The sequence below is a fragment of the Pseudoroseicyclus tamaricis genome (assembly GCF_012070395.1).
Lineage (GTDB): Bacteria > Pseudomonadota > Alphaproteobacteria > Rhodobacterales > Rhodobacteraceae > Pseudoroseicyclus_A > Pseudoroseicyclus_A tamaricis.
In genome coordinates this window covers 572,347-591,674 of record NZ_JAAFYS010000002.1, presented here as the reverse complement: position 1 = coordinate 591,674, position 19,328 = coordinate 572,347, and the positions used below count along the sequence as shown (strand labels likewise).

Here is a 19,328-nt window from a genome sequence, read left to right as displayed (position 1 = left end):
ATCAGCAGGAGTAGTAGAGCTTGTACTCGATCGGGTGGGGGCAATGCTCGTAGGCGTAAACCTCTTCCCACTTCAGATCCATGTAGCCTTCCAGCTGGTCACGCGTGAACACGTCGCCGGCGAGCAGGAACTCGTGATCGGCCTCCAGCTCCGTCAGGGCTTCGCGCAGCGAGCCGCAGACGGTCGGGATGGCGGCCAGCTCTTCCGGCGGCAGATCGTAGAGATCCTTGTCGGAGGAGGGGCCCGGGTCGATCTTGTTCTTGATGCCGTCGAGGCCGGCCATCAGCAGGGCCGAGAAGCACAGGTACGGGTTCGCCGACGGGTCGGGGAAGCGGGCCTCGATGCGCTTGGCCTTCGGGCTCTCGGCCCACGGGATCCGGACGCAGCCCGAGCGGTTGCGGGCCGAGTAGGCGCGCAGCACGGGGGCCTCGAAGCCGGGGATCAGGCGCTTGTAGGAGTTGGTGCCCGGGTTGGTGATGGCGTTGAGTGCCTTGGCGTGCTTGAGGATGCCGCCGATGTACCACAGGGCCTCCTGGGAGAGGTCGGCGTACTTGTCGCCGGCGAAGAGCGGCGAGCCATCCTTCCAGACGGACATGTTGACGTGCATCCCGGTGCCGTTGTCGCCCGCGATGGGCTTCGGCATGAACGTGGCCGACTTGCCGTAGGCGGCGGCGACGTTGTGGATGACGTACTTGTACTTCTGGATCTCGTCGGCCTGCTTGGTCAGCGTGCCGAAGATCAGGCCGAGTTCGTGCTGCGCCGAGGCGACCTCGTGGTGGTGCTTGTCCACCTTCATGCCCATGCGCTTCATGGTCGACAGCATCTCGGAGCGCATGTCCTGCGCATCGTCGACGGGGTTGACCGGGAAGTAGCCGCCCTTGACGCCGGGACGGTGGCCCATGTTGCCGACCTCGAACTCGGCATCCGTGTTCCACGCGCCGTCGATGGCGTCGACCTCGTAGGAGACCTTGTTCATCGAGACGGAGTAGCGGACGTTGTCGAAGACGAAGAACTCGGCTTCCGGGCCCATGTAGGCCGCGTCGCCGATGCCGGAGGACTTGAGGTAGGCCTCGGCCTTTTCGGCGGTGCCGCGCGGATCGCGGTCATAGAGCTCCATCGTGTCGGGCTCGACGACCGAGCAATGGATGCACAGCGTCTTCTCGGCGTAGAACGGGTCCATGTAGGCGCTGTTGCCGTCGGGCATCAGCTTCATGTCGGACTGGTCGATCGACTTCCAGCCGGCAATCGACGAGCCGTCGAACATAAAGCCTTCCTGAAGGAAATCCTCGTCGACCTGGTCGGCCATCACCGTGACGTGCTGCAGCTTGCCGCGCGGGTCGGTGAAGCGGATGTCGACATATTCGACACCCTCGTCCTTGATGGTCTTGAGAACCGGTTCGTTGCTCATTCCTGTTCCTTCCCTTGAAGTTTGTCTCTCGCTCAAAAGAGATGTGTCAGAGCGCCTCTCAGAGCGCCTCTTCGCCGGTCTCGCCGGTGCGGATGCGGATGGCCTCCTCCACCGGGGAGACGAAGATCTTGCCGTCGCCGATCTTGTCGGTCTTGGCGGCTCCAATGATGGCCTCGATCGCCGCCTCGACCTGACTGTCGGGCAGCACGATCTCCACCTTCACCTTGGGCAGGAAGTCGACCACGTACTCGGCGCCGCGATAGAGCTCGGTATGGCCCTTCTGGCGGCCGAATCCCTTGACCTCGACGACGCTCAGGCCGGACACGCCAACCTCCTGCAGCGCCTCCTTCACCTCATCGAGTTTGAACGGCTTGATGATCGCCTCGATCTTTTTCATGAACGACTCCCTGATCCTCGCCTTGGGTGGCAGACCATGCTTGGATGATGTGCACAATTGAGCGGCGTTCCAGCCCCGAAATGCCCGGAAGCTTTCCGCCGGAAAATGGCCTCTCGCGCTTAAGGCGAGGGCTTGTCGCCTGATTTTAGTGCAATTTGAAAACCAGCCGAGGGAAGCGGGATGCGACCTGTTCTGAGCCCCGAAGAGATGCGCGCCGTCGAGGCCGCAGCCATGACGAGCGGCCGGGTGACGGGGGCGGAGCTGATGCTCCGCGCCGGCGCCGGGGTCGTCGCGGCGGTGGAGGGACGCTGGTCCGCGCTGGCCGCCGGAGGGGGCCGCGCCGTGGTGCTGGCGGGGCGCGGCAACAACGGCGGCGACGGCTACGTGATCGCCCGCCTGCTGCGCGAGAAGGGCTGGAGCGTCGCCATCCATGCGCTGGGGGAGCCGGCGACGAAGGACGCGGCGGCGATGCGCGAGGACTGGGGCGCGCCGGTGCTGGAGCTGGAGGCGCTGGACGGGGCGGCGCTGGACGGGGCGGAGCTGGTGGTCGACGCGCTCTTCGGCACGGGCCTCACGCGGCCCTTGGCGCCGGCCGTCTCCGGGGCCCTGCGGCTCGCGCAGGAGGCGGGCGTCCGGCTGGTGGCGGTGGACATCCTCTCGGGCCTCTCGGCCGAGACGGGGCAGGTGCTCAGCGAGGCGCCCTTCGTGGAGCGGCCGGCAGACCTGACGGTGACGTTCCAGGCGCCGAAGCTGGGGCATGTCCTCACCCCCGGCGCGCGGCTGACCGGGCCGCTCGAGGTGGTCGACATCGGGCTGGGGGCCTGGCTCGGCGAGGCGCTGGAGGGGTGGCAGGTGGTGCAGCTCACGGGGCCCGGCGGAGCGCAAGACAAGGTGCAGGGCCACAAGTACGACCATGGCCATGCGCTCGTCTTCGCCGGCGGCGTCGGCCGTGGCGGGGCAGGGCGGCTGGCCGCGCGGTCGGCGCTGCGCATCGGCGCCGGCGCGGTGACGCTGGCCCCGACGCCCGGCGCGCTGCAGGAGAACGCCGCCGCCCTCGATGCCGTCATGCTCCGCGCCGTCGCCGGGGTGGAGGCGGCCGAAGCGCTGCTGGAGGACAGCCGGCTCAACGCCCTCTGCCTCGGCCCCGGCTGCGGCGTGGCGCGTGCGGCGGAGATCCTGCCGGTGCTGGCCCGCTCCGGGCGGGCGCTGGTGCTCGATGCCGACGCGCTAACGGCGCTGGCGGAGGAGCCGGCGCGCCTCGGCGACGCCGGCCCGCGTAGCGTGCTGACCCCGCATCCGGGCGAGTTCGCCCGCCTCTTCCCCGACCTCGGCGAGGCGCTGAAGGCGGGCCGCTCCAAGCTGGAGGTGACGCGCGAGGCGGCGGCGCGGATCGGGGCGGTGGTGCTGCTCAAGGGGCCGGATACCGTGATCGCCGCGCCGGACGGGCGGGCCGCGATCAACGATGCCGGCGGGCAGGGCGCCGTGCCGTGGCTGGCGACGGCCGGGGCAGGGGACGTGCTCGCGGGCTTCGTCACCGGCCTCCTCGCCCGGGGCTGGCCGCCCTTCGAGGCGGCCGCCCACGCGACATGGCTGCACACCGCCTGCGCCCGCAGCTTCGGGCCGGGGCTGATCGCGGAGGATCTGGCGGAGGAGCTGCCGAAGGTGCTCCGCCGTCTGGCCTCCGGCGAGTCGGCCTAAGGCCCCCAGAATCGAAACGCCCCGCACGAGGGCGGGGCGATGGGCTGGCGCGTCTGGCTAGGGTTGGGGCTTCAGGAGCCCCAGCTGCGCACCGCGCCGCAATCCATGTGGACGAAGTTGGAGCCGGAGTAGCGGCCCACGCCGCCGGCGCGGCAGCTGGAGGCCGCACCGGCGATCTGGTTCACCGAGCGCCCCTCGATCCGCAGGTCAGCGGCCTGGCCGCGGATGTGCAGGGAGTTGCTGGCGACGCCGGAGGAGGTGGCGCGGAGCATGGCGTTGGTCTCGGGCGAGCGGTAGCCGGAGAGCAGCATGTAGGGCGCCGAGGTATCGAGCAGCCGGTGCGAGGCGGCCATGATGTCCATCGTGCGGGTGTCGATGTCGATCGTCTTGCCGTTGCGCCAGTCGCGCATGAACGCCGTGATCTCGCGGACCGCCTCGCCGATATACTCGCCGTCGATCCAGTAAATCGTGTTGATCCGTTCACCGGTGCGGCCCGAGTACATCTCCAGCCGGCGGATGTCTCCGCCCCCGCGGAGGAAGCCTGCGGCGTTCGAGAAGGTCGGGGCCGCTGCGACGGCCGTTGCGGAGAAGGCGCGCAGAAGCGCACGCCGGGAGAATCCCGAAGTTCCGGATTTTGTCATGGTTCTAGCCTGTCCTGCCGCCCATTGGACCCACATTCGCGGGTATTTGCATTCTCATCCCCAGATGCAGGCACTTGATGCCACAGCTGGATTTTTTGACCAAGCAGCGATTTACCATTTCAGGCTTAACGAAGAGCAAATCGGCGGAAAGTTGCACATAAAACGGCACGTGACGGAGCGGCAGGGAACCTTTTTGCCTGCAGCAGAGGCACCTTGGCGCGTGTCCCCAGCGCCACGCGGGCGCGGCACGCGCGCAACAAATGGAACCAACTGGCCTCTTCAACCCGTTTGGGACTGGACGGCGGGGCTCTCCCGGCGGCTCTCTTCGGTGAAAGGTCATCCGGTTCAGCTCATGGTTCCCCACGTTAAAGCTCTCCTCCTCGCCACCGCCCTCGCCCTTCCCGCCGGCGCATCCCAGGCGCAGTCGATCTCTCCCTTCCGCCAGGCCGTGGCCGAGGCGGCTGCGCGCGACGACGGCCTCGCCGCCTTCTACCGGGCGCGCGATTTCGCGCCGCTCTGGTCGGGCTCGGACGAGGCGGCCATCGCCCGGCGCAACGCGCTGCTCGTGGCGTTCGACAATGCGCCGCTCCATGGCATCCCCTCGCATCTCTACGATCCCCAGCAGGTGATCGCGGCGCTGCAGGCGGCGGAAACCGAGGTGGAGATGGGGGAGATGGAGGTGCAGCTGTCGCGCGCCTTCCTCGCCTATGCCCATGATGTCGGCTGGGGGATGATCGAGCCGCGCCGCGTCTCCTCCCTCATCAAGCGCGAGCTGCCTGAGTTCGACGGCGCCGCCGTGCTCTCCGGCTTCGCCGCGGCGGCGGACCCGACGGCGTTCATCCTCGAGCTGGCGCCCGACAATCCGGAATACGCGCGGCTGATGCGCGCCCGGATGCGTCTGGAGGAAACCATTGCTGCCGGCGGCTGGGGCCCGCAGGTGCGCGCCGAACGGCTGGACCCGGGCGAGAGCGGGCCGCAGGTCATCGCCCTGCGCAACCGGCTGATCGCGATGGACTACCTGCCGCGCACGGCCGTCACCACCTACGATTCTGACATGGTCGCCGCCGTCATGCGCTTCCAGGAGAGCCACGGCATCGCCACCGACGGCATCGTGGGCCCCTCGACGCTCGCGGCGCTCAACGTCTCCGCCGAGGATCGGCTGCATTCCGTGCTCGGCTCGATGGAGCGGCTGCGCTGGATGAATTACGATCTCGGCGACCGGCATGTCTGGGTGAACCTCACCGACTACACCGCCCGCATCGTCGATTTCGACGAGGTGACCTTCGAGACGAAGGCCGTCATCGGCGCCGGCGATGCCGACCGGCAGACGCCGGAATTCTCCGACGTCATGGAGCGGATGGTCATCAACCCCTCGTGGTACGTGCCCCGCTCCATCGTTGTGGGGGAGTATCTGCCGGGCCTGCGCAGCAACTCCGGTGCCCATGGCCACCTGCAGATCATCGACAGCCGCGGCCGCGTCGTCAGCCGGGGGCAGAGCTTCGCGGGCTACACCGCCTCGTCCTTCCCTTATTCGATGCGCCAGCCGCCGGGGCCGAGCAATGCGCTGGGGCAGGTGAAGTTCCTCTTCCCCAACCAGTGGAACATCTACCTGCACGATACGCCGAGCCAGAGCCTGTTCTCCCGCGAGGTGCGCACCTTCTCGCACGGCTGCATCCGCCTCGATGACCCGCTCGACTTCGCCTACGAGATCCTGACGCGCGAGGTGGAGAACCCGGTCGAGTTCTTCCAGGCTCGCCTGCGCAGCGGCGTGGAGACGCCGGTGGAGCTGGAGCACGAGATCCCCGTCCACCTGGTCTACTTCACCGCCTTCACGAACCCGCAGGGAGAGCTGCAGTTCCGCAACGATGTCTACGGGCGTGACGCGCGGCTGTGGGAGCTTCTGTCGGCAGAAGGGGTGGAGATCGCGGCGCCGGGGAGCTAAGCCTGCCGGGCAATCTGCCCGAAAGGCCCACCCCATGCCGACCCTTGCCGAGATCGCCCGTGCCCTCTCCACCGAGGTGAAGGGGGACGGCTCGCTGAGTGTGGACCGCGCGGCGGAGCCGGCGGAAGCGGGGCCGCGTGACCTCGCCATCGCTCTCAGCCCGAAATGGGCCGAGAGCCTGCCCAAGGGGCGGGCCGAGGCGGCGCTCCTCTGGGACGGGGCCGACTGGCAGGCGATGGGGCTGAAGGGCGCCATCACCGCCCCGCGCGGGCGGCTCGCCATGGCCAGCCTCTCCGCCGTCCTCGACCCCGGCCACGGCATGGGCGAGGGCATCGACGAGACGGCGCGGCTCGGCGAGGGCGTGGAGCTCGGCGCCGGCGTCGGCATCGGGCCCTTCTCGGTGATCGGCGCCGGCGCGCGGCTCGGCGAGGGAGTGCGCATCGGCGCCCATGTCACCATCGCCGCCGGCGCGGTGATCGGGGCGGGCACGGTGATCCATCCCGGCGTCCGTGTGGGGCCGAACGTGCGCCTCGGGGCTCGCTGCATCCTGCACCCCAACGCCGTCATCGGTGCCGACGGCTTCTCCTTCACCACCGCCGAGCCGACGCATCAGGAGCTCTCCCGCGAGACGATGGGCGAGGGCGAGCCGCCGGTGATGGCGGACCCCAGTTGGCACAAGATCCACTCCCTCGGCGGGGTGGAGCTGGGAGACGACGTCGATATCGGCGCCGGCACGGCCGTCGATTCCGGCACCATCCGCGCCACGCGCATCGGCGACGGGGCCAAGATCGACAACCTTTGCCACATCGCCCACAACGTCATCGTCGGGCGGCACTGCCTCTTCGCCGCGCAGACCGGCATCGCCGGCTCGACGACCATCGGTGACCGCACCGTGATCGGCGGCAAGGGCGGAGTGGCTGACAACCTGACCATCGGCGCCGACGTGGTGCTCGGCGGCGCCTCCATCGTCCTCTCCAACGTGCCCGCGGGGCGGGTCATGCTGGGCTACCCCGCCATGCCGCTGGCCCGCCAGGTGGAGAGCTACAAGGCGCTGCGCCGCCTGCCGCGCATCCTCGCGCGGCTGTCCGGCACAGGCTCCTGACGAGGGGGTGACGGGGCGCCGCGGCTGCCGGAATACAGGTTTTCAAACGCTCCCCGAGCCACTAAATGAGCGCCAGGGAAGTTGGAGTGGCGGCCATGGATGTGCATGACAGGGTCATCGCCATCATCGCCGAGCAGGCGGTGCTGGAACCTCGGGATATCCGCGAGGATCAGACGCTGGAGGAGCTGGGAATCGACAGCCTCGGCCTGGTGGAGAGCATCTTCGCCATCGAGGAGGCCTTCGACATCACCGTGCCCTTCAACGCCAACGATCCCGGCGCCAGCGACTTCGACATCTCCACCGTCGGCTCGATCATCCGCGAAGTGGACAACCTCGTGAAGGCGCAAGCCGAGGCATGAGCGGCGGCTATCGCGTCGCCATCACCGGCGCCGGCACGATCAACGCCCTCGGCCGCGACGTCCCCTCCACCCTCGCCGCCATGGCCGAGGGGCGCTGCGGCATCGGCCCGCTCGACATCCCGGACGTGGAGCGCCTGTCGATCCAGATCGGCGGGCAGGTGCAGGGCTATGACGAGGAAGCGCATTTCACCCGCCAGCAGCTCAGCCTCTACGACCGCTTCACGCAGTTCGCCCTGCTCGCGGCGCGTGAGGCGACGGGGCAGGCGGGGCTCGACTTCTCCGGTGAGCTGGGGCTGCGCTCCGGCGTCATCCTCGGCACATCCGGCGGCGGGCTGCGCACGCAGGACGAGAATTTTCGCGCGGTCTACGAGGAGGGGAAGAACCGCGTGCACCCCTTCATCGTGCCCAAGCTGATGAACAACGCAGCCACCAGCCATGTGAGCATGGAGTACGGTCTGATGGGGCCGAGCTTCACCGTCTCCACGGCCTGCGCCTCCTCCAACCACGCGATGGGGCTCGCCTTCCAGATGGTGCGCTCCGGCGCGGCGCCGGTGATGCTGACGGGCGGCTCGGAGAGCATGCTCTGCTTCGGCGGCATCAAGGCGTGGGAGGGCCTGCGCGTCATGTCGAAGGACGCCTGCCGCCCCTTCAGCCTCGGCCGCACCGGCATGGTGCAGGGCGAGGGCGCGGCGGTCTTCGTCCTCGAGGAGTGGGAGCACGCGCGCGCCCGGGGGGCGGAGATCCTCGCCGAGGTGGCGGGCTTCGCCATGTCTTCCGACGCAGGCGACATCGTCACCCCCTCCGCAGAAGGGGCGGAGCGGGCGATCACCGGCGCGCTCTGCGACGCCGGCCTGCCGGGTGAGGCGATCGGTTACATCAATGCCCATGGCACCGGCACGGCGGCCAATGACAGGACGGAGTGCCGGGCGGTCTCCGAGGCCTTCGGCGCCCATGCCGAGCGGCTGATGATCTCCTCCACCAAGGCGATGCACGGCCACCTGATCGGCGGCACGGGGGCGGTGGAGCTTCTGGCCTGCCTGATGGCGCTGCGGGACGGCGTCATCGCCCCCACCATCGGCTACGAGGAGCCAGACCCGGACTGCGCGCTCGACGTGGTGCCGAACGAGGCGCGGCAGGCCAGGGTCGGGGCGGTGCTTTCGAACGCCTTCGCCTTCGGGGGCCTCAACGCGGTACTGGCGCTGAAGGCGGCCTGAGGGCGGACGGACTTCGCGCGACTTCCGTCACGATTTCCGCGCGGACATCGGCGGCTCTCCGGGGGCGGCCGCAAAAAAAGGGGCGCGCGGATCGCCCCGCACGCCCCCTTTTGTCCTGGATATCCGGCGGAGCTTACTGGTCCGCGAGGTCTTCCTCGGAATAGTCGAACGCGGCGGTGAAGCCGGCGAGCGACAGGTTGAGGTTCACGCGCTGGTCGGGCGCGGCGGCGGGCACGATGGAGACCGTGGCGGCGCTGCCGGCCTTGAAGGCGTTGACCTGGTCGGTGGTCAGGCCGAAGCGGGCGACGCAGCCGCCCATGTTGCAGAAGTCGAACTCGTACTGCCGGGCTTGCCCGCCATCGATGGCGACGGTGAGCCGCTCGGTCAGCTGCGTCTCCAGCGGCACGATGACGACGGCGCCGGCGGCCGCCTCGCTGCCCTCGGGCAGGGGGACGGCGGTGAACTCGGCGACAGGCGTGTCATCCTCGTTGCGCAGAAGCTGATAGAGCTGGCACGGGTCCGGCCCTTCCTCGGCGACGAGGCAGCGCAGCTGCCAGTCGTCGAACTCGTCGCGCACGTAGGCGTCGCCTGGCCCTGGCTCCTCGGTCGCGGGGGTGCCCAGATCGAACTCGGCGGTGTCGTTGGTGGTGCTGCCCTCGGCCGGAGCCGTGTCTTCGGTCGCGGCGGCCTCGTCCCCGCTGGCGCCGCCGGTGGCGTCCTGAGCCACGGCGGGCAGGGCGGCGCCGAGGAGCGCCATGGACATGGTCGCGGCCGGCAGCCAGTGCTTCGCAGTCAGATGCATCTCTTGCCTTCCCTGATCGTTTTCCCGCCCTTTAGCAGAGCGTTCCGCCCCTGTCAGGGGCCAAGGGCTGACGATGGTGCGAGGCGGGAGAGAAGCGGGAGGCAAGCTGTTGAAAAGATGGAAAAAGGGGCCGAGCGGCGACCCCTTTTTCACTTTCTCCCTGCCGGACTTGGCCGACTAATTGACGGGGAGGCTAGGCGAAGGCTCATAACAGGTCAACAGGCAATATCCCGGCGGCGGGCACTTCGTCGCACCCGCCGATCTCGGCGGAAAAAAGCCGCGCCCGAAGGCGCGGCCAGTCTGACAGGGAGGAAGTCAAGCACGGACACCGGGGAGGAGATGGCGCCCGAACTGGACGTACCATCGCAGGCATAGGTAAACTTTTCCCTGACGCCCGGACCGCAGCCGAAAAAATGTGCAGGCGTGCTCTCAGCGCGCGGCGGAGAGGGCGTTCTGCGCGCCCTGCACGCGAACGCCGGTGATCCCCGCGAGCTCGGCCGAATCCAGCGGGTCGGCGGCCGTGATCCGGCGCGTCGCCGGGGCGCCGGTGGCGGCCCCCTCGGGCGGGGCGGCGGCGCGGAACTCGTAGAGCAGCGTCGTGCCGTCGATGCCGATGCGCACCAGCTGGGCATTGTACCAGCCCTGGCTCGCCGCCAGCCCCGTGGCGCGCACGATGGCGCCGCCGCCGCTGCGCGCCACCTCGACGCCAGTCACCTGCGCAATGGGGCGGCGCGTGTCGACGGGCGGGGCAAGGTCCCCCGGCTCCACCAGCGGCCCGGTCGGGGCCGCGGCCGGCTGGGCGGCGATCCAGTTGAGCGGGTTGAGGCGCGAGTTGCTCAGTTGGGCGCAGCCGGCCAGCGCGACGGATGATGTCAGCAGGACAGCTCGCAAGAGGGTGCGGCGCATGGGTTTTCTCCTCCGGGCGGCCCGTCGGCCTCTTGTCTTTCGGGTAGCGCAATCGCCGGCCCTTGAAAAGCGTGCACTGGACGGCGCGGCCCTGCGGCATTAGCTCGGGGCCTCAAGGAGAGAGCCATGGCCACCGACGCATTCGAAGAGATCGCAGAGACATTCGACTTCCTCGACGACTGGGAGGATCGCTACCGCCATGTCATCGAGATGGGCAAGGCCATGGAGCCCTTGGACGAGAGCTTGAAGATTCCCTCGACCAAGGTCGAGGGCTGCGCCAGCCAGGTCTGGATGGTGCCGGAGATCGAGGGCGAGGGGCCGGCGGCGCGCTTCGACTTCAAGGGCGACAGCGACGCGATGATCGTCAAGGGGCTCATCGCCATCCTGCACGCGCTCTATTCCGGGCTGACGCTCGGCGAGGTGGCCAAGGTGGATGCCAAGGCCGAGCTGGCGCGCCTGAAGCTGGAGGATAACCTTTCTTCCCAGCGCTCCAACGGCCTGCAGGCGATGCTGGGTCGGATCAGGGCCTTCTCGCAGCAATCCGCTTGAGATCGCGCGACAGCTCCCCGTAGCCCGTCGGGCGGCGCTCGAACTCCAGCCCCAGGTACTCGGCCGCCGCGCGCGCCTTCTCCGTCAGCGCAGGATCGTCCGTCTGCGCCTGATAGACGAGGCTGCGGTAATTGCCGAAGTACATCTCCTTCAGCTCCGGGTGCCGGTCGAGGCCGAGCGGCTTGATGACGAAGGCCTCGAACTGCCGGGCGAGGAAGTCGGTGAGGTAGAAGGCGTCGATCTCGTCGCGGGCGGCGAAGGCGGCGTTGCCCTCGTAGAAGGCGTAGCAATGCGGGCCTTCCAGCATCTCCACCCCCAGCCGGGCGCAGACCTCGGCGAGCTGCCCGCCGGTGCCGCAATCGGCGTAGGCGACGAAGATGCTCTCGTAGGCCCCCCGGTTCTCCACCACCGCAGCTTCGACGGCGGGGGGGATGCGATCCGGCCGGTTGTGGAGGATGGCGGGCAGGCAGGCGAGGTCCATATGGTCCCAGCCGCCACTCTCCTTGAGGGCGAGGATCTCGCGCGCCAGCGCCCCGCAGGCGATCACGAGCAGGCGCCCGTCCCCGGCCGGGGCGAGGCCGGTCTCCGTCAATGCGCGGTCGGTGAGGGTCATCCGATCAGGGCCAGCAGCAATCCGGTTGCGGTGGGGGCGAGCAGGCCGACCACCTCCCTGAGGCGCGCCTTGCCCAATTTCTCGAGCATCTCGTGCAGCCCAGCGCCGTAGTGCGCCGCCTGCATGATGGTGACGAACTTGGCCCGCGTGCAGCCGAGCTGCAAGATCATCTCGCGGGGGAAGTCGTTCTCCTCCTCCTCCGGCTCCGGCTCCCACATCGCCAGCTCGGCCCGGCGGCCCTGCGCGTCGGTGACGGCGGGCTCAATGGCGCCGAAGCGCCAGTTGGCGGGCGGGGCAGGGGCGGCGCGCTGATCCTCGGCGGCGGAGATATAGGGGGCGAGGCGGGTGGCGGCGGGCAGGTAGATGAGCGCCAGCATGGCCGAAGAGCCGACGCCGGCGGCGACCATCAGCATGTCCCCCGTCGCTGCGAGGGCGGCGCGCAGCTCCTCCCCCGCCGGCGTCGCGGCGAGCGCGAGGTCGAGCCAGAGCGCCGCAGCGATCAGCGCGGCGAGGAGCGGCACCAGTAGCGCCACCATCAGCGCGTCGAGCACGGCCTTGAGGTGCTGCGGCGCCATCCGGCGATTGACGGGCAGGTCCGGTAGCTCCAGCCGCGACGCCTGCCAGAGCTCCTTCGCGTGGTCGGCGATGCGGGAGGGGACCCAGGGCCCATGCTCGTACTCGGCATCCCGCAGCCGACCCAGCTTGGCGGCGGGCGTGCCGATCCGCTCCGCCATGAGGATCTGGTGGCCCCGCAGGATCTTCCTGCCGATATGCTCGATGCGGCGGACATCCGGGTAATTGCCGGCGAAGATGCGGGCGCCGAGGGCGGTGATGGTGCTCACGAGCAGGAAGGCCGCGATGGCCGCCGCCAGCAGCACCACCCAGAGCAGCCGCTCACCGAGGAGGGGCGTCGGCTCCGTCAGCCAGGGCGGGACGAGGCCGTAGGCGCCGAGCAGGATTGCCGCGATCAGGCCGCTGGCGCCGACGATCTCGGGCGCGAGGTAGACGGGGCGGTGCCCGTCCGTCTTGCCGCCGCCCTCGCTCGCCGGCAGGCCCCGGTTGTCGCCGGGCCAGAAGCTGTGGGTATGCCGGTCGATCATCCGCCGCTGCGCCCAGGCCATGGTGAGCGAGAGGGTGATCGAGGCGATGAGCGCCAGCACCGCCCGCCCGCGCGCCTGGTAGCGCCGGTGAACCTCGGCGGTCTCGGCGGGGCCGCCCGCGGGTGCCGCGCCGACCTCCGCCGCCATGGCCTCGAGCGCCGCCATCTCCTCCGCCAGCTCGCTGGGGGAGGGGGAGAGGGCGACGGCGGGGTCGGTGAGCATCTCCGCCCGCCGTGCCTCGGCCGCCTGCAGCGCCGGCGGAGGCTCCGGCGCGGTGAAATCCGGCGGGAGGGGGACGGGGACCGAGAGGAGTGCGACGAGGAGCGGGACGAGCAGGGGCAGCAGGGAGATGGCGAAGCAGCCGAGCCAGCCCCGGATGTAGGTCGGCCAGCGGCCGGCAAGGAGCGGCGGCGTCAGATGCGCCCGCAGCTCCGTCAGCCCGCCGAACTTCGTCCCCTGGCTCATCGCGCCTCCGCCCCGCCGTCGGCCGCTCTGGGCTGGGAGCATGACGTTAGGGGAGCCTTGGCACAAGTTCTTTGCTCGGGGGCCGCGCGCCGCCCCGTAGGATGGGAATCCAACCCACCATTGCTCTCTACGAAAGTGCGGCGGCGAGGCGCTCCTATCCCGGCAGCTTCGCCCGGATGAAGGCCGCCGCTTCCGCCACCGCCTCCTGCGCCTCCGGCACCGTCAACGCGTGGTGGTGGACGTGCCACATGCCGTCCCAGACCGTCAGCTCCACCTCGGCCCCGGCGTCCCGCGCGCGCTCCGCGAAGGCGAGGGAATCGTCGAGCATCAGCTCCGCGCCGCCGACATGGATGAGCAGCGGCGGCAGTCCCGACAGCTCCCCCTCCAGCGGCGAGATCAGCGGGTCCAGCGGGTCGGCCTCGCCGGTATAGAGCCGCCCGGCCTCGCGCAGGCGCGCCGCGTCCATCGAGGGGTCATGCGGCACGTTGGCCTCGTAGCTGCCGCCCCGGGCGAGGATGTCCGTCCACGGCGAGAGCAGCACGGCACAGGCCGGCTGCGGCAGCCCCTCGTCCTTGAGCTTGAGCATCAGCGCCGCGGCCAGACCGCCGCCGGCGCTGTCGCCGCCGAGCGCGAGCGTCTCCGGCTCCTGCCCGTCCTGCAGGAGGGCGCGGGTGACGGCGAGCGCATCCTCCAGTGCGGCGGGGAAGGGGGCCTCGGGGGCGAGGCGGTAATCGGGCAGCAGTACCGGCAGCCCCGTGCGGGCGGAGAGATGCGCCGCCAGCTTGCGATGAGTCACCGGCCCGCCGCTGGTATAGCCGCCGCCGTGCAGGAAGAGCAGCAGCCCGGCCGCGTCCCCCCCGCGCACCGGCCCGGGCGCGGCCCCGGCGGAGGCTCCGACGGCGGCCCACTGCGCCGCTTCGGCCGCGATCCGCTCCCGCGCGACATCCTCCGCCGGCGGGGCCACGATCCGCTCGCAGGAGACGCCGCCGACCACCTCCTCGGTGATCTCGGTGCCCTCGGGCAGCGGCTCCTTCGCCGCTTCCTCCGCCCAGGCGGCGCGGTCGGCGGCCAGATCCATGGGCGCGTCGGCGCTCTTGCGCGGGCGGGCGCGGATCGCCTCGATCTCGGCGAGGGCTTCGGGGCTGGGCATGGGGGATCTCCGGCGCGGCATGTGCCGCACCGGCGTAGCCTGTCGGCCAGCGGCGATCAATCGGCCTTGCGCGGGAGGCGGCTCAGGCCTGGCCGCCCACCCGCTGGTTGTGCTTGCGGGCGATGAAGTCCTTCGCCGTCTCGACCGCCACGGCGGCGTCGCGGCAATAGGCATCCGCCCCGATGGCGCGGCCGAACTCCTCGTTCAGCGGCGCGCCGCCGACGAGCACGATGTAATCGTCGCGGATGCCCTTCTCCTTCATCGTGTCGATCACGACCTTCATGTAGGGCATCGTCGTCGTCAGCAGGGCGGACATCCCGAGGATGTCGGCCTGCTCGCGCTCCAGCGTCTCCAGATACTTCTCCACCGGGTTGTTGATGCCGATGTCGATGATCTCGAAGCCGGCGCCTTCCATCATCATGCCGACGAGGTTCTTGCCGATATCGTGGATGTCGCCCTTCACGGTGCCGATCACCATCTTGCCGATGGTCTTGGCCCCCGTCTCGGCCAGCAGCGGCTTGAGCACGCCCATGCCGGCCTTCATGGCGCCGGCGGCGAGCAGCACCTCGGGGACGAAGAGGATCCCGTCGCGGAAATCCTCGCCCACGATCTTCATGCCGCCGACCAGCGCTTCGGTGAGCACCTTGTAGGGCGTCCAGCCCCGCTCCAGCAGGATGTTCGTGCCCTCGACGATCTCGTCCTTCAGCCCGTCGTAGAGATCGTCGAACATCTGGTTGACGAGGTCTTCGTCACTCAGTTCGGAGAGGATGATCTCGTCGTCTTCCTCGGACATGGCGTCTGCCCTTTCGCGGCAAGAGTGGCTTCTCCCTCCCTGAGCCATCATAGCCGGAGGGTCTTTCCGAAATACGACTTGGGGTGCAGTGCAACCGACGCGGGGTCAATGGAAATTGCCGGGGCATCGTCATGAGGCTCTTTCATGTGTTCCCGTTTTGTTCTATATTCGGGCCATGGATATCTTGGAGCAGGAGCGGCGGCGCGGCCGCGGCGCGCGGGGCAACCCGGCGAACCGCTTCGAGGCGGCGCGCCGCGAGCGGGCCTGGGACGGCTGGGACATCGCCGAGGATCTGCCGCCCCTGCGCACCGAGGTGGCGGTGGAGCGCCCCAGGAGCATCATCGCGAGGAACGCCTCGCCCGACATCCCCTTCGATCTGTCGATCAACCCCTACCGGGGCTGCGAGCACGGCTGCATCTACTGCTTCGCCCGCCCCTCGCACGCCTGGCTGGGCCATTCCCCCGGCCTCGACTTCGAGACGAAGCTGGTCGCCAAGGCCGGCGCGGCGGAGCTGCTGGAGAGGGAGCTTTCCGCCCCCGGTTACCGCCCGCAGGTGATCGCCATCGGCACCAACACCGATCCCTACCAGCCGATCGAGAAGGAGCGGCGGGTGATGCGCGAGGTGTTGGAGGTGCTGGCCGCCTACCGCAACCCCGTCGCCATCACCACCAAGGGCACCCTCATCGAGCGCGACATCGAGCTGCTGGCGCCGCTGGCGGAGCAGGGGCTCGTCCGCGTCGGCCTCTCGATCACGACACTCGATGCCGGCCTCTCCCGCGCGATGGAGCCGCGGGTGCCCGCGCCCGCCCGCCGCCTCACCGCCATCCGCCGCCTCTCGGCCGCCGGCATCCCGGTCCGGCTGATGATCGCCCCCGTCGTCCCGGCGCTGACGGATCACGAGCTGGAGGCACTGATCGCCGCGGGGGCCGAGGCCGGCGCCGTCGCCGCCAGCTACATCGTCCTGCGCCTGCCGCTGGAGGTGGCTCCGCTCTTCCGCGACTGGCTGACGGAGCATTACCCGGACCGCGCCGCCCGCGTCATGGGCCGCGTGCAGGAGCTGCATGGCGGCAAGGATTACGAGGCCGAATGGGGCCGCCGGATGACGGGGCAGGGGCCATGGGCCGCCCTCCTGCGCCACCGCTTTACCCTTGCAACGGAGCGGCATGGCCTCTCCCGCAAGCTGCCGCCCTTGCGCACCGATCTCTTCGCGCGCCCGCCGAAGCCCGGCGACCAGCTCTCCCTCTTCTAGCGGGATCCCCGCTTTCATCTGGCCTCAAATACCGCGGGGGGGCCGCAGGCGGGGGGCAGAGCCCCCCTCCACGCCCGGGCCCCCGCGCTTGCCTTGCCGCCCCGGCTCTGGAAAGGATCGCCCATGATCCGCCCGCTCGCCCTCCTGCTCGCGCTGCTGCCCCTGCCGGCCCTCGGCGAGCGCCTCACCATCTTCGCCGCCGCCTCCCTCGCCGGCCCGCTGGACGCGGCGGCGGAGCTCTGGTCGGAGGAGAGCGGGCACCAGACGGCGCTCTCCTACGCCGGCTCCTCCGTCCTCGCCCGGCAGATCATGGCCGGCGCCCCCGCGGACGTCTTCCTCTCCGCCAACGAGGAATGGATGGACGCGGTGGAGGCGGATGGCCGCCTCGTCCCCGCCAGCCGGGTGGACCTCTGGGGCAATGCCCTCGTCCTGGTCTCCCGCGCGTCGTCGCCCCTGCCGCTGGCCGAGCTGCCTCAGGCCCTCAGCGACGACCGCCTCGCCATGGCCCTCACCGAGGCCGTTCCCGCCGGCATCTACGGCCGCGAGGCGCTCACCGCCCTCGGACTCTGGGAGGCCGTCGCCCCCCACGTCGCCGAGACGGACAACGTGCGCGCCGCGCTCGACCTCGTCGCCCTCGGCGCCGCGCCCTTCGGCATCGTCTACGCGACCGACGCCGCCGCCGAGCCGCGCGTCACCGTCGCCGCCACCTTCCCGGAGGAGAGCCACGCCCCCATCATCTACCCCGGCGCCGCCCTCACGGTTGGCCCTGCGGAGGACTTCCTCGCCTTCCTACAGACGGCACCCGCCCAGGCGCTCTTCGCCGAGGCCGGCTTCACCGGTCCGCCGGGGCCAGCGCCGTGAGCTGGCTCGGCCCGGAGGAATGGCAGGCGGTGGCGCTCTCGTTCCGCGTCGCAATCTGCGCCGCGCTCCTGTCGTTGCCCTTCGGCCTCGCCGCGGCGTGGGCGCTGGCGCGCGGGCGCTTCCCCGGCCGCGGCCTCTTCTCGGCGCTCGTCCACCTGCCGCTGGTGCTGCCGCCTGTCGTCACCGGCTACCTGCTGCTCCTCGCCTTCGGCCCCGAGGCGCCGGCCGGCCGCCTCCTCGACGCGCTCGGCCTGCCGCTCGCCTTCCGCTGGACGGGCGCCGTGCTGGCGGCGGCGGTCATGGGCTTTCCCCTCATGGTCCGCGCCATCCGCCTGTCGCTGGAGGCGGTGGACCGCCGGCTGGAGGAGGCGGCCGGCACGCTTGGCGCCTCGCGGGCCCGCACCTTCGCGACGGTGACGCTGCCGCTCATCGCCCCCGGCCTGCTCGCCGGCCTCGTCCTCGCCTTCGCCAAGGCGCTCGGCGAGTTCGGTGCCACGATCACCTTCGTCGCCAACATTCCCGGCGAGACGCGCACCATCGCCTCCGCCATTCACGCCTTCCTGCAGGCGCCGGGCGGCGAGACCGCCGCCATCCGCCTGACCCTCGTCTCCATTGCACTCTCGCTGGCGGCGCTGCTCCTCTCCGAGTGGCTCGCCGCCCGCATGGCCCGCCGGGTCGGCGCATGAGCCTGCCCGGTCCCGCGACGCCCCCTCTCGCCCTTTTGCAAATACTCCGGGGGGGCCGCAGGCGGGGGGTAGCGCCCCCCTCCGCCCGGCCCGCCAGCGCATGACCCTCTCCGTCGCGCTCCGCCACCGCCTCTCGCCGGCCTTCGCGCTGGAGGTCGCCTTCGACGCGCCGCCCGGCGTCACCGCGCTCTTCGGCCGCTCGGGCGCCGGCAAGAGCTCCATCCTGCGCGCCGTCGCCGGGCTGATCCGCCCGGACGAGGGGCGCATCACAGTGGACGGCGCCCCCGTCTTCGACAGCGCCGCCGGCATCGACCTGCCACCGCACCGCCGCCGCTTCGGCCTCGTCTTTCAGGAGCCGCGGCTCTTCCCGCACCTCTCCGTGGCCCGCAACCTGCGCTACGGCCGCCGCGCCCTCGGCCTGCCCGCCGCCCCGGCGCGCGAGGCGGAGATCGTGGAGATGCTGGGCATCGGCGCGCTCCTCTCCCGCCGCCCCTCGGGCCTCTCGGGGGGCGAGGCGGCCCGGGTCGCCATCGGGCGGGCCCTGCTCACCGAGCCGCGCCTTTTGATGCTCGACGAGCCCTTCGCCTCGCTCGATGCCGCCCGGCGGGAGGAGATCCTCCCCTACCTTGAGCGCCTGCGTGACCATGCGGGCCTGCCGATCCTCTTCGTCTCCCACGCCCTGCCGGAGGTCGCCCGCCTTGCCGCCCGCATCGTCGTCCTCGGCGACGGCCACGTCCTCCGCGCCGGCCCGGCGGCGGAGATGCTGGCAGACCCGGAGGCAGCCGAGCTCCTCGGCCCGCGAGAGGCCGGCGCGGTGCTGACGGGAACCGTCGGCGCGACGGCAGAGGACGGCCTGACGGAGGTGCACCTGCCGGGAGGCACGCTGCACCTGCCGGGGGTCACGGCGGGGGAGGGGGCGCGCATCCCGGTGCGCATCGCCGCTTCGGACGTCATCCTGGCGCTGGAGCCGCCGCGCGGCCTATCGGCGCTCAACATGCTGCGCTGCCGGGTGGCGAGCCTGCACCGCGGCAAGGGGCCGGGCGTCATGGTGGGCCTGACCTGCGGCCCCGACGCGCTGCTCGCCCGCGTGACGGCCCGCTCGGCCGAGGCGATGGGGCTGGCGGAGGGGCTGGAGGTGACGGCGATCGTCAAGTCCGTCGCCATCGGCCCGGCGGACCTGGGCGGGGGGTAGGGACGCGGTGCTGCCGCTGGCCGGCCCGGTTGCCAGCCGGCTTCGATCTTCGAATAGGGAGACCGCCGACTGCGAGCTGCCCTCTGACGCCGGCCCGTGGGATGGCGCTCCAACGTTGCCGCGGGAGTGCTTTATGCCTGCCAAGCCCCTCCCCGCGGCCCGCTCAGCGCTAGCGGCAGCCAGAGCGCCAGCCCGCCGGGA

General features: G+C 70.7%; 19 protein-coding genes. 10 read left to right on the top strand and 9 right to left on the bottom strand.

The window, feature by feature from the left end:
* Position 1: 1 nt before the first annotated feature.
* Positions 2–1,408 (bottom strand): type I glutamate--ammonia ligase, encoded by a 1,407-nt coding sequence (gene glnA, locus GY170_RS09245; RefSeq protein WP_163892528.1) that lies wholly within the window; start codon positions 1,406–1,408, stop codon positions 2–4.
* 58 nt (positions 1,409–1,466) lie between these two features.
* On the bottom strand, positions 1,467–1,805 hold the full coding sequence (locus GY170_RS09240) for a P-II family nitrogen regulator (RefSeq protein WP_163892525.1): 339 nt from the start codon (positions 1,803–1,805) through the stop codon (positions 1,467–1,469).
* Between the two features lie 180 nt (positions 1,806–1,985).
* Between GY170_RS09240 and GY170_RS09235 the strand changes: the two genes are divergently transcribed.
* Entirely contained in the window at positions 1,986–3,503 is a 1,518-nt protein-coding gene (locus GY170_RS09235; RefSeq protein ID WP_163892522.1) for an NAD(P)H-hydrate dehydratase, read from the top strand.
* Between the two features lie 71 nt (positions 3,504–3,574).
* Here the strand turns inward: GY170_RS09235 and mepK are convergent, their stop codons facing one another.
* The gene (gene mepK, locus GY170_RS09230; protein ID WP_163892518.1) at positions 3,575–4,144 is read right to left on the bottom strand and encodes a peptidoglycan L,D-endopeptidase MepK; all 570 of its coding nucleotides are present in this window, start codon (positions 4,142–4,144) and stop codon (positions 3,575–3,577) included.
* A gap of 352 nt (positions 4,145–4,496) precedes the next feature.
* Between mepK and GY170_RS09225 the strand changes: the two genes are divergently transcribed.
* From GY170_RS09225 to GY170_RS09210, 4 genes are all read left to right on the top strand, one after another.
* Positions 4,497–6,086 carry a L,D-transpeptidase family protein gene (locus tag GY170_RS09225; protein WP_163892515.1) on the top strand — a complete coding sequence of 530 codons (1,590 nt, stop codon included), beginning with the start codon at positions 4,497–4,499 and terminating at the stop codon, positions 6,084–6,086.
* Positions 6,087–6,120: 34 nt separating this feature from the next.
* Entirely contained in the window at positions 6,121–7,188 is a 1,068-nt protein-coding gene (locus tag GY170_RS09220; protein WP_163892513.1) for a UDP-3-O-(3-hydroxymyristoyl)glucosamine N-acyltransferase, read from the top strand.
* A 95-nt stretch (positions 7,189–7,283) separates the two neighbouring features.
* The gene (locus GY170_RS09215; RefSeq protein WP_163893802.1) at positions 7,284–7,547 is read left to right on the top strand and encodes an acyl carrier protein; all 264 of its coding nucleotides are present in this window, start codon (positions 7,284–7,286) and stop codon (positions 7,545–7,547) included.
* Positions 7,544–8,761 carry a beta-ketoacyl-[acyl-carrier-protein] synthase family protein gene (locus tag GY170_RS09210; RefSeq protein ID WP_163892510.1) on the top strand — a complete coding sequence of 406 codons (1,218 nt, stop codon included), beginning with the start codon at positions 7,544–7,546 and terminating at the stop codon, positions 8,759–8,761. Before GY170_RS09215 ends, GY170_RS09210 begins: the two co-directional genes overlap by 4 nt.
* A gap of 133 nt (positions 8,762–8,894) precedes the next feature.
* Here GY170_RS09210 and GY170_RS09205 read toward each other — a convergent pair whose 3' ends face one another.
* The gene (locus GY170_RS09205; RefSeq protein WP_167803307.1) at positions 8,895–9,563 is read right to left on the bottom strand and encodes an invasion associated locus B family protein; all 669 of its coding nucleotides are present in this window, start codon (positions 9,561–9,563) and stop codon (positions 8,895–8,897) included.
* Between the two features lie 429 nt (positions 9,564–9,992).
* Complete coding sequence (locus GY170_RS09200) at positions 9,993–10,469, bottom strand: hypothetical protein (RefSeq protein ID WP_163892507.1); 477 nt, start codon at positions 10,467–10,469, stop codon at positions 9,993–9,995.
* Positions 10,470–10,595: 126 nt separating this feature from the next.
* Here GY170_RS09200 and GY170_RS09195 point away from each other — a divergent pair, with 126 nt between their 5' ends.
* Entirely contained in the window at positions 10,596–11,018 is a 423-nt protein-coding gene (locus tag GY170_RS09195) for a SufE family protein (RefSeq protein ID WP_163892504.1), read from the top strand.
* On the opposite strand, the gene GY170_RS09190 is transcribed toward GY170_RS09195, so the two are convergent.
* The 4 genes from GY170_RS09190 to GY170_RS09175 all read right to left on the bottom strand — a co-directional run bounded on the left by GY170_RS09190 (position 10,990) and on the right by GY170_RS09175 (position 15,139).
* The gene (locus tag GY170_RS09190; RefSeq protein WP_163892501.1) at positions 10,990–11,631 is read right to left on the bottom strand and encodes a DUF1638 domain-containing protein; all 642 of its coding nucleotides are present in this window, start codon (positions 11,629–11,631) and stop codon (positions 10,990–10,992) included. The two genes, GY170_RS09195 and GY170_RS09190, sit on opposite strands and share 29 nt — an antisense overlap.
* Entirely contained in the window at positions 11,628–13,196 is a 1,569-nt protein-coding gene (locus GY170_RS09185; RefSeq protein WP_163892498.1) for a hypothetical protein, read from the bottom strand. Before GY170_RS09185 ends, GY170_RS09190 begins: the two co-directional genes overlap by 4 nt.
* 154 nt (positions 13,197–13,350) lie before the next feature.
* Entirely contained in the window at positions 13,351–14,346 is a 996-nt protein-coding gene (locus GY170_RS09180; protein ID WP_163892495.1) for an alpha/beta hydrolase, read from the bottom strand.
* 82 nt (positions 14,347–14,428) lie between these two features.
* On the bottom strand, positions 14,429–15,139 hold the full coding sequence (locus tag GY170_RS09175) for a corrinoid protein (protein ID WP_163892492.1): 711 nt from the start codon (positions 15,137–15,139) through the stop codon (positions 14,429–14,431).
* 175 nt (positions 15,140–15,314) lie between these two features.
* On the opposite strand from GY170_RS09175, the gene GY170_RS09170 reads away from it, so the two are divergent.
* The 4 genes from GY170_RS09170 (at position 15,315) to modC (ending at position 19,127) form a co-directional block, all read left to right on the top strand.
* Positions 15,315–16,388, top strand: a complete 1,074-nt coding sequence (locus GY170_RS09170; protein WP_163892489.1) for a PA0069 family radical SAM protein — start codon at positions 15,315–15,317, stop codon at positions 16,386–16,388.
* A 123-nt stretch (positions 16,389–16,511) separates the two neighbouring features.
* Entirely contained in the window at positions 16,512–17,249 is a 738-nt protein-coding gene (gene modA, locus GY170_RS09165; protein ID WP_163892486.1) for a molybdate ABC transporter substrate-binding protein, read from the top strand.
* The gene (modB, locus tag GY170_RS09160) at positions 17,246–17,935 is read left to right on the top strand and encodes a molybdate ABC transporter permease subunit (protein ID WP_163892483.1); all 690 of its coding nucleotides are present in this window, start codon (positions 17,246–17,248) and stop codon (positions 17,933–17,935) included. The genes modA and modB overlap by 4 nt, the downstream gene beginning before the upstream one ends.
* A 100-nt stretch (positions 17,936–18,035) precedes the next feature.
* Complete coding sequence (gene modC, locus GY170_RS09155; protein WP_163892480.1) at positions 18,036–19,127, top strand: molybdenum ABC transporter ATP-binding protein; 1,092 nt, start codon at positions 18,036–18,038, stop codon at positions 19,125–19,127.
* Positions 19,128–19,328 lie beyond the last annotated feature (201 nt).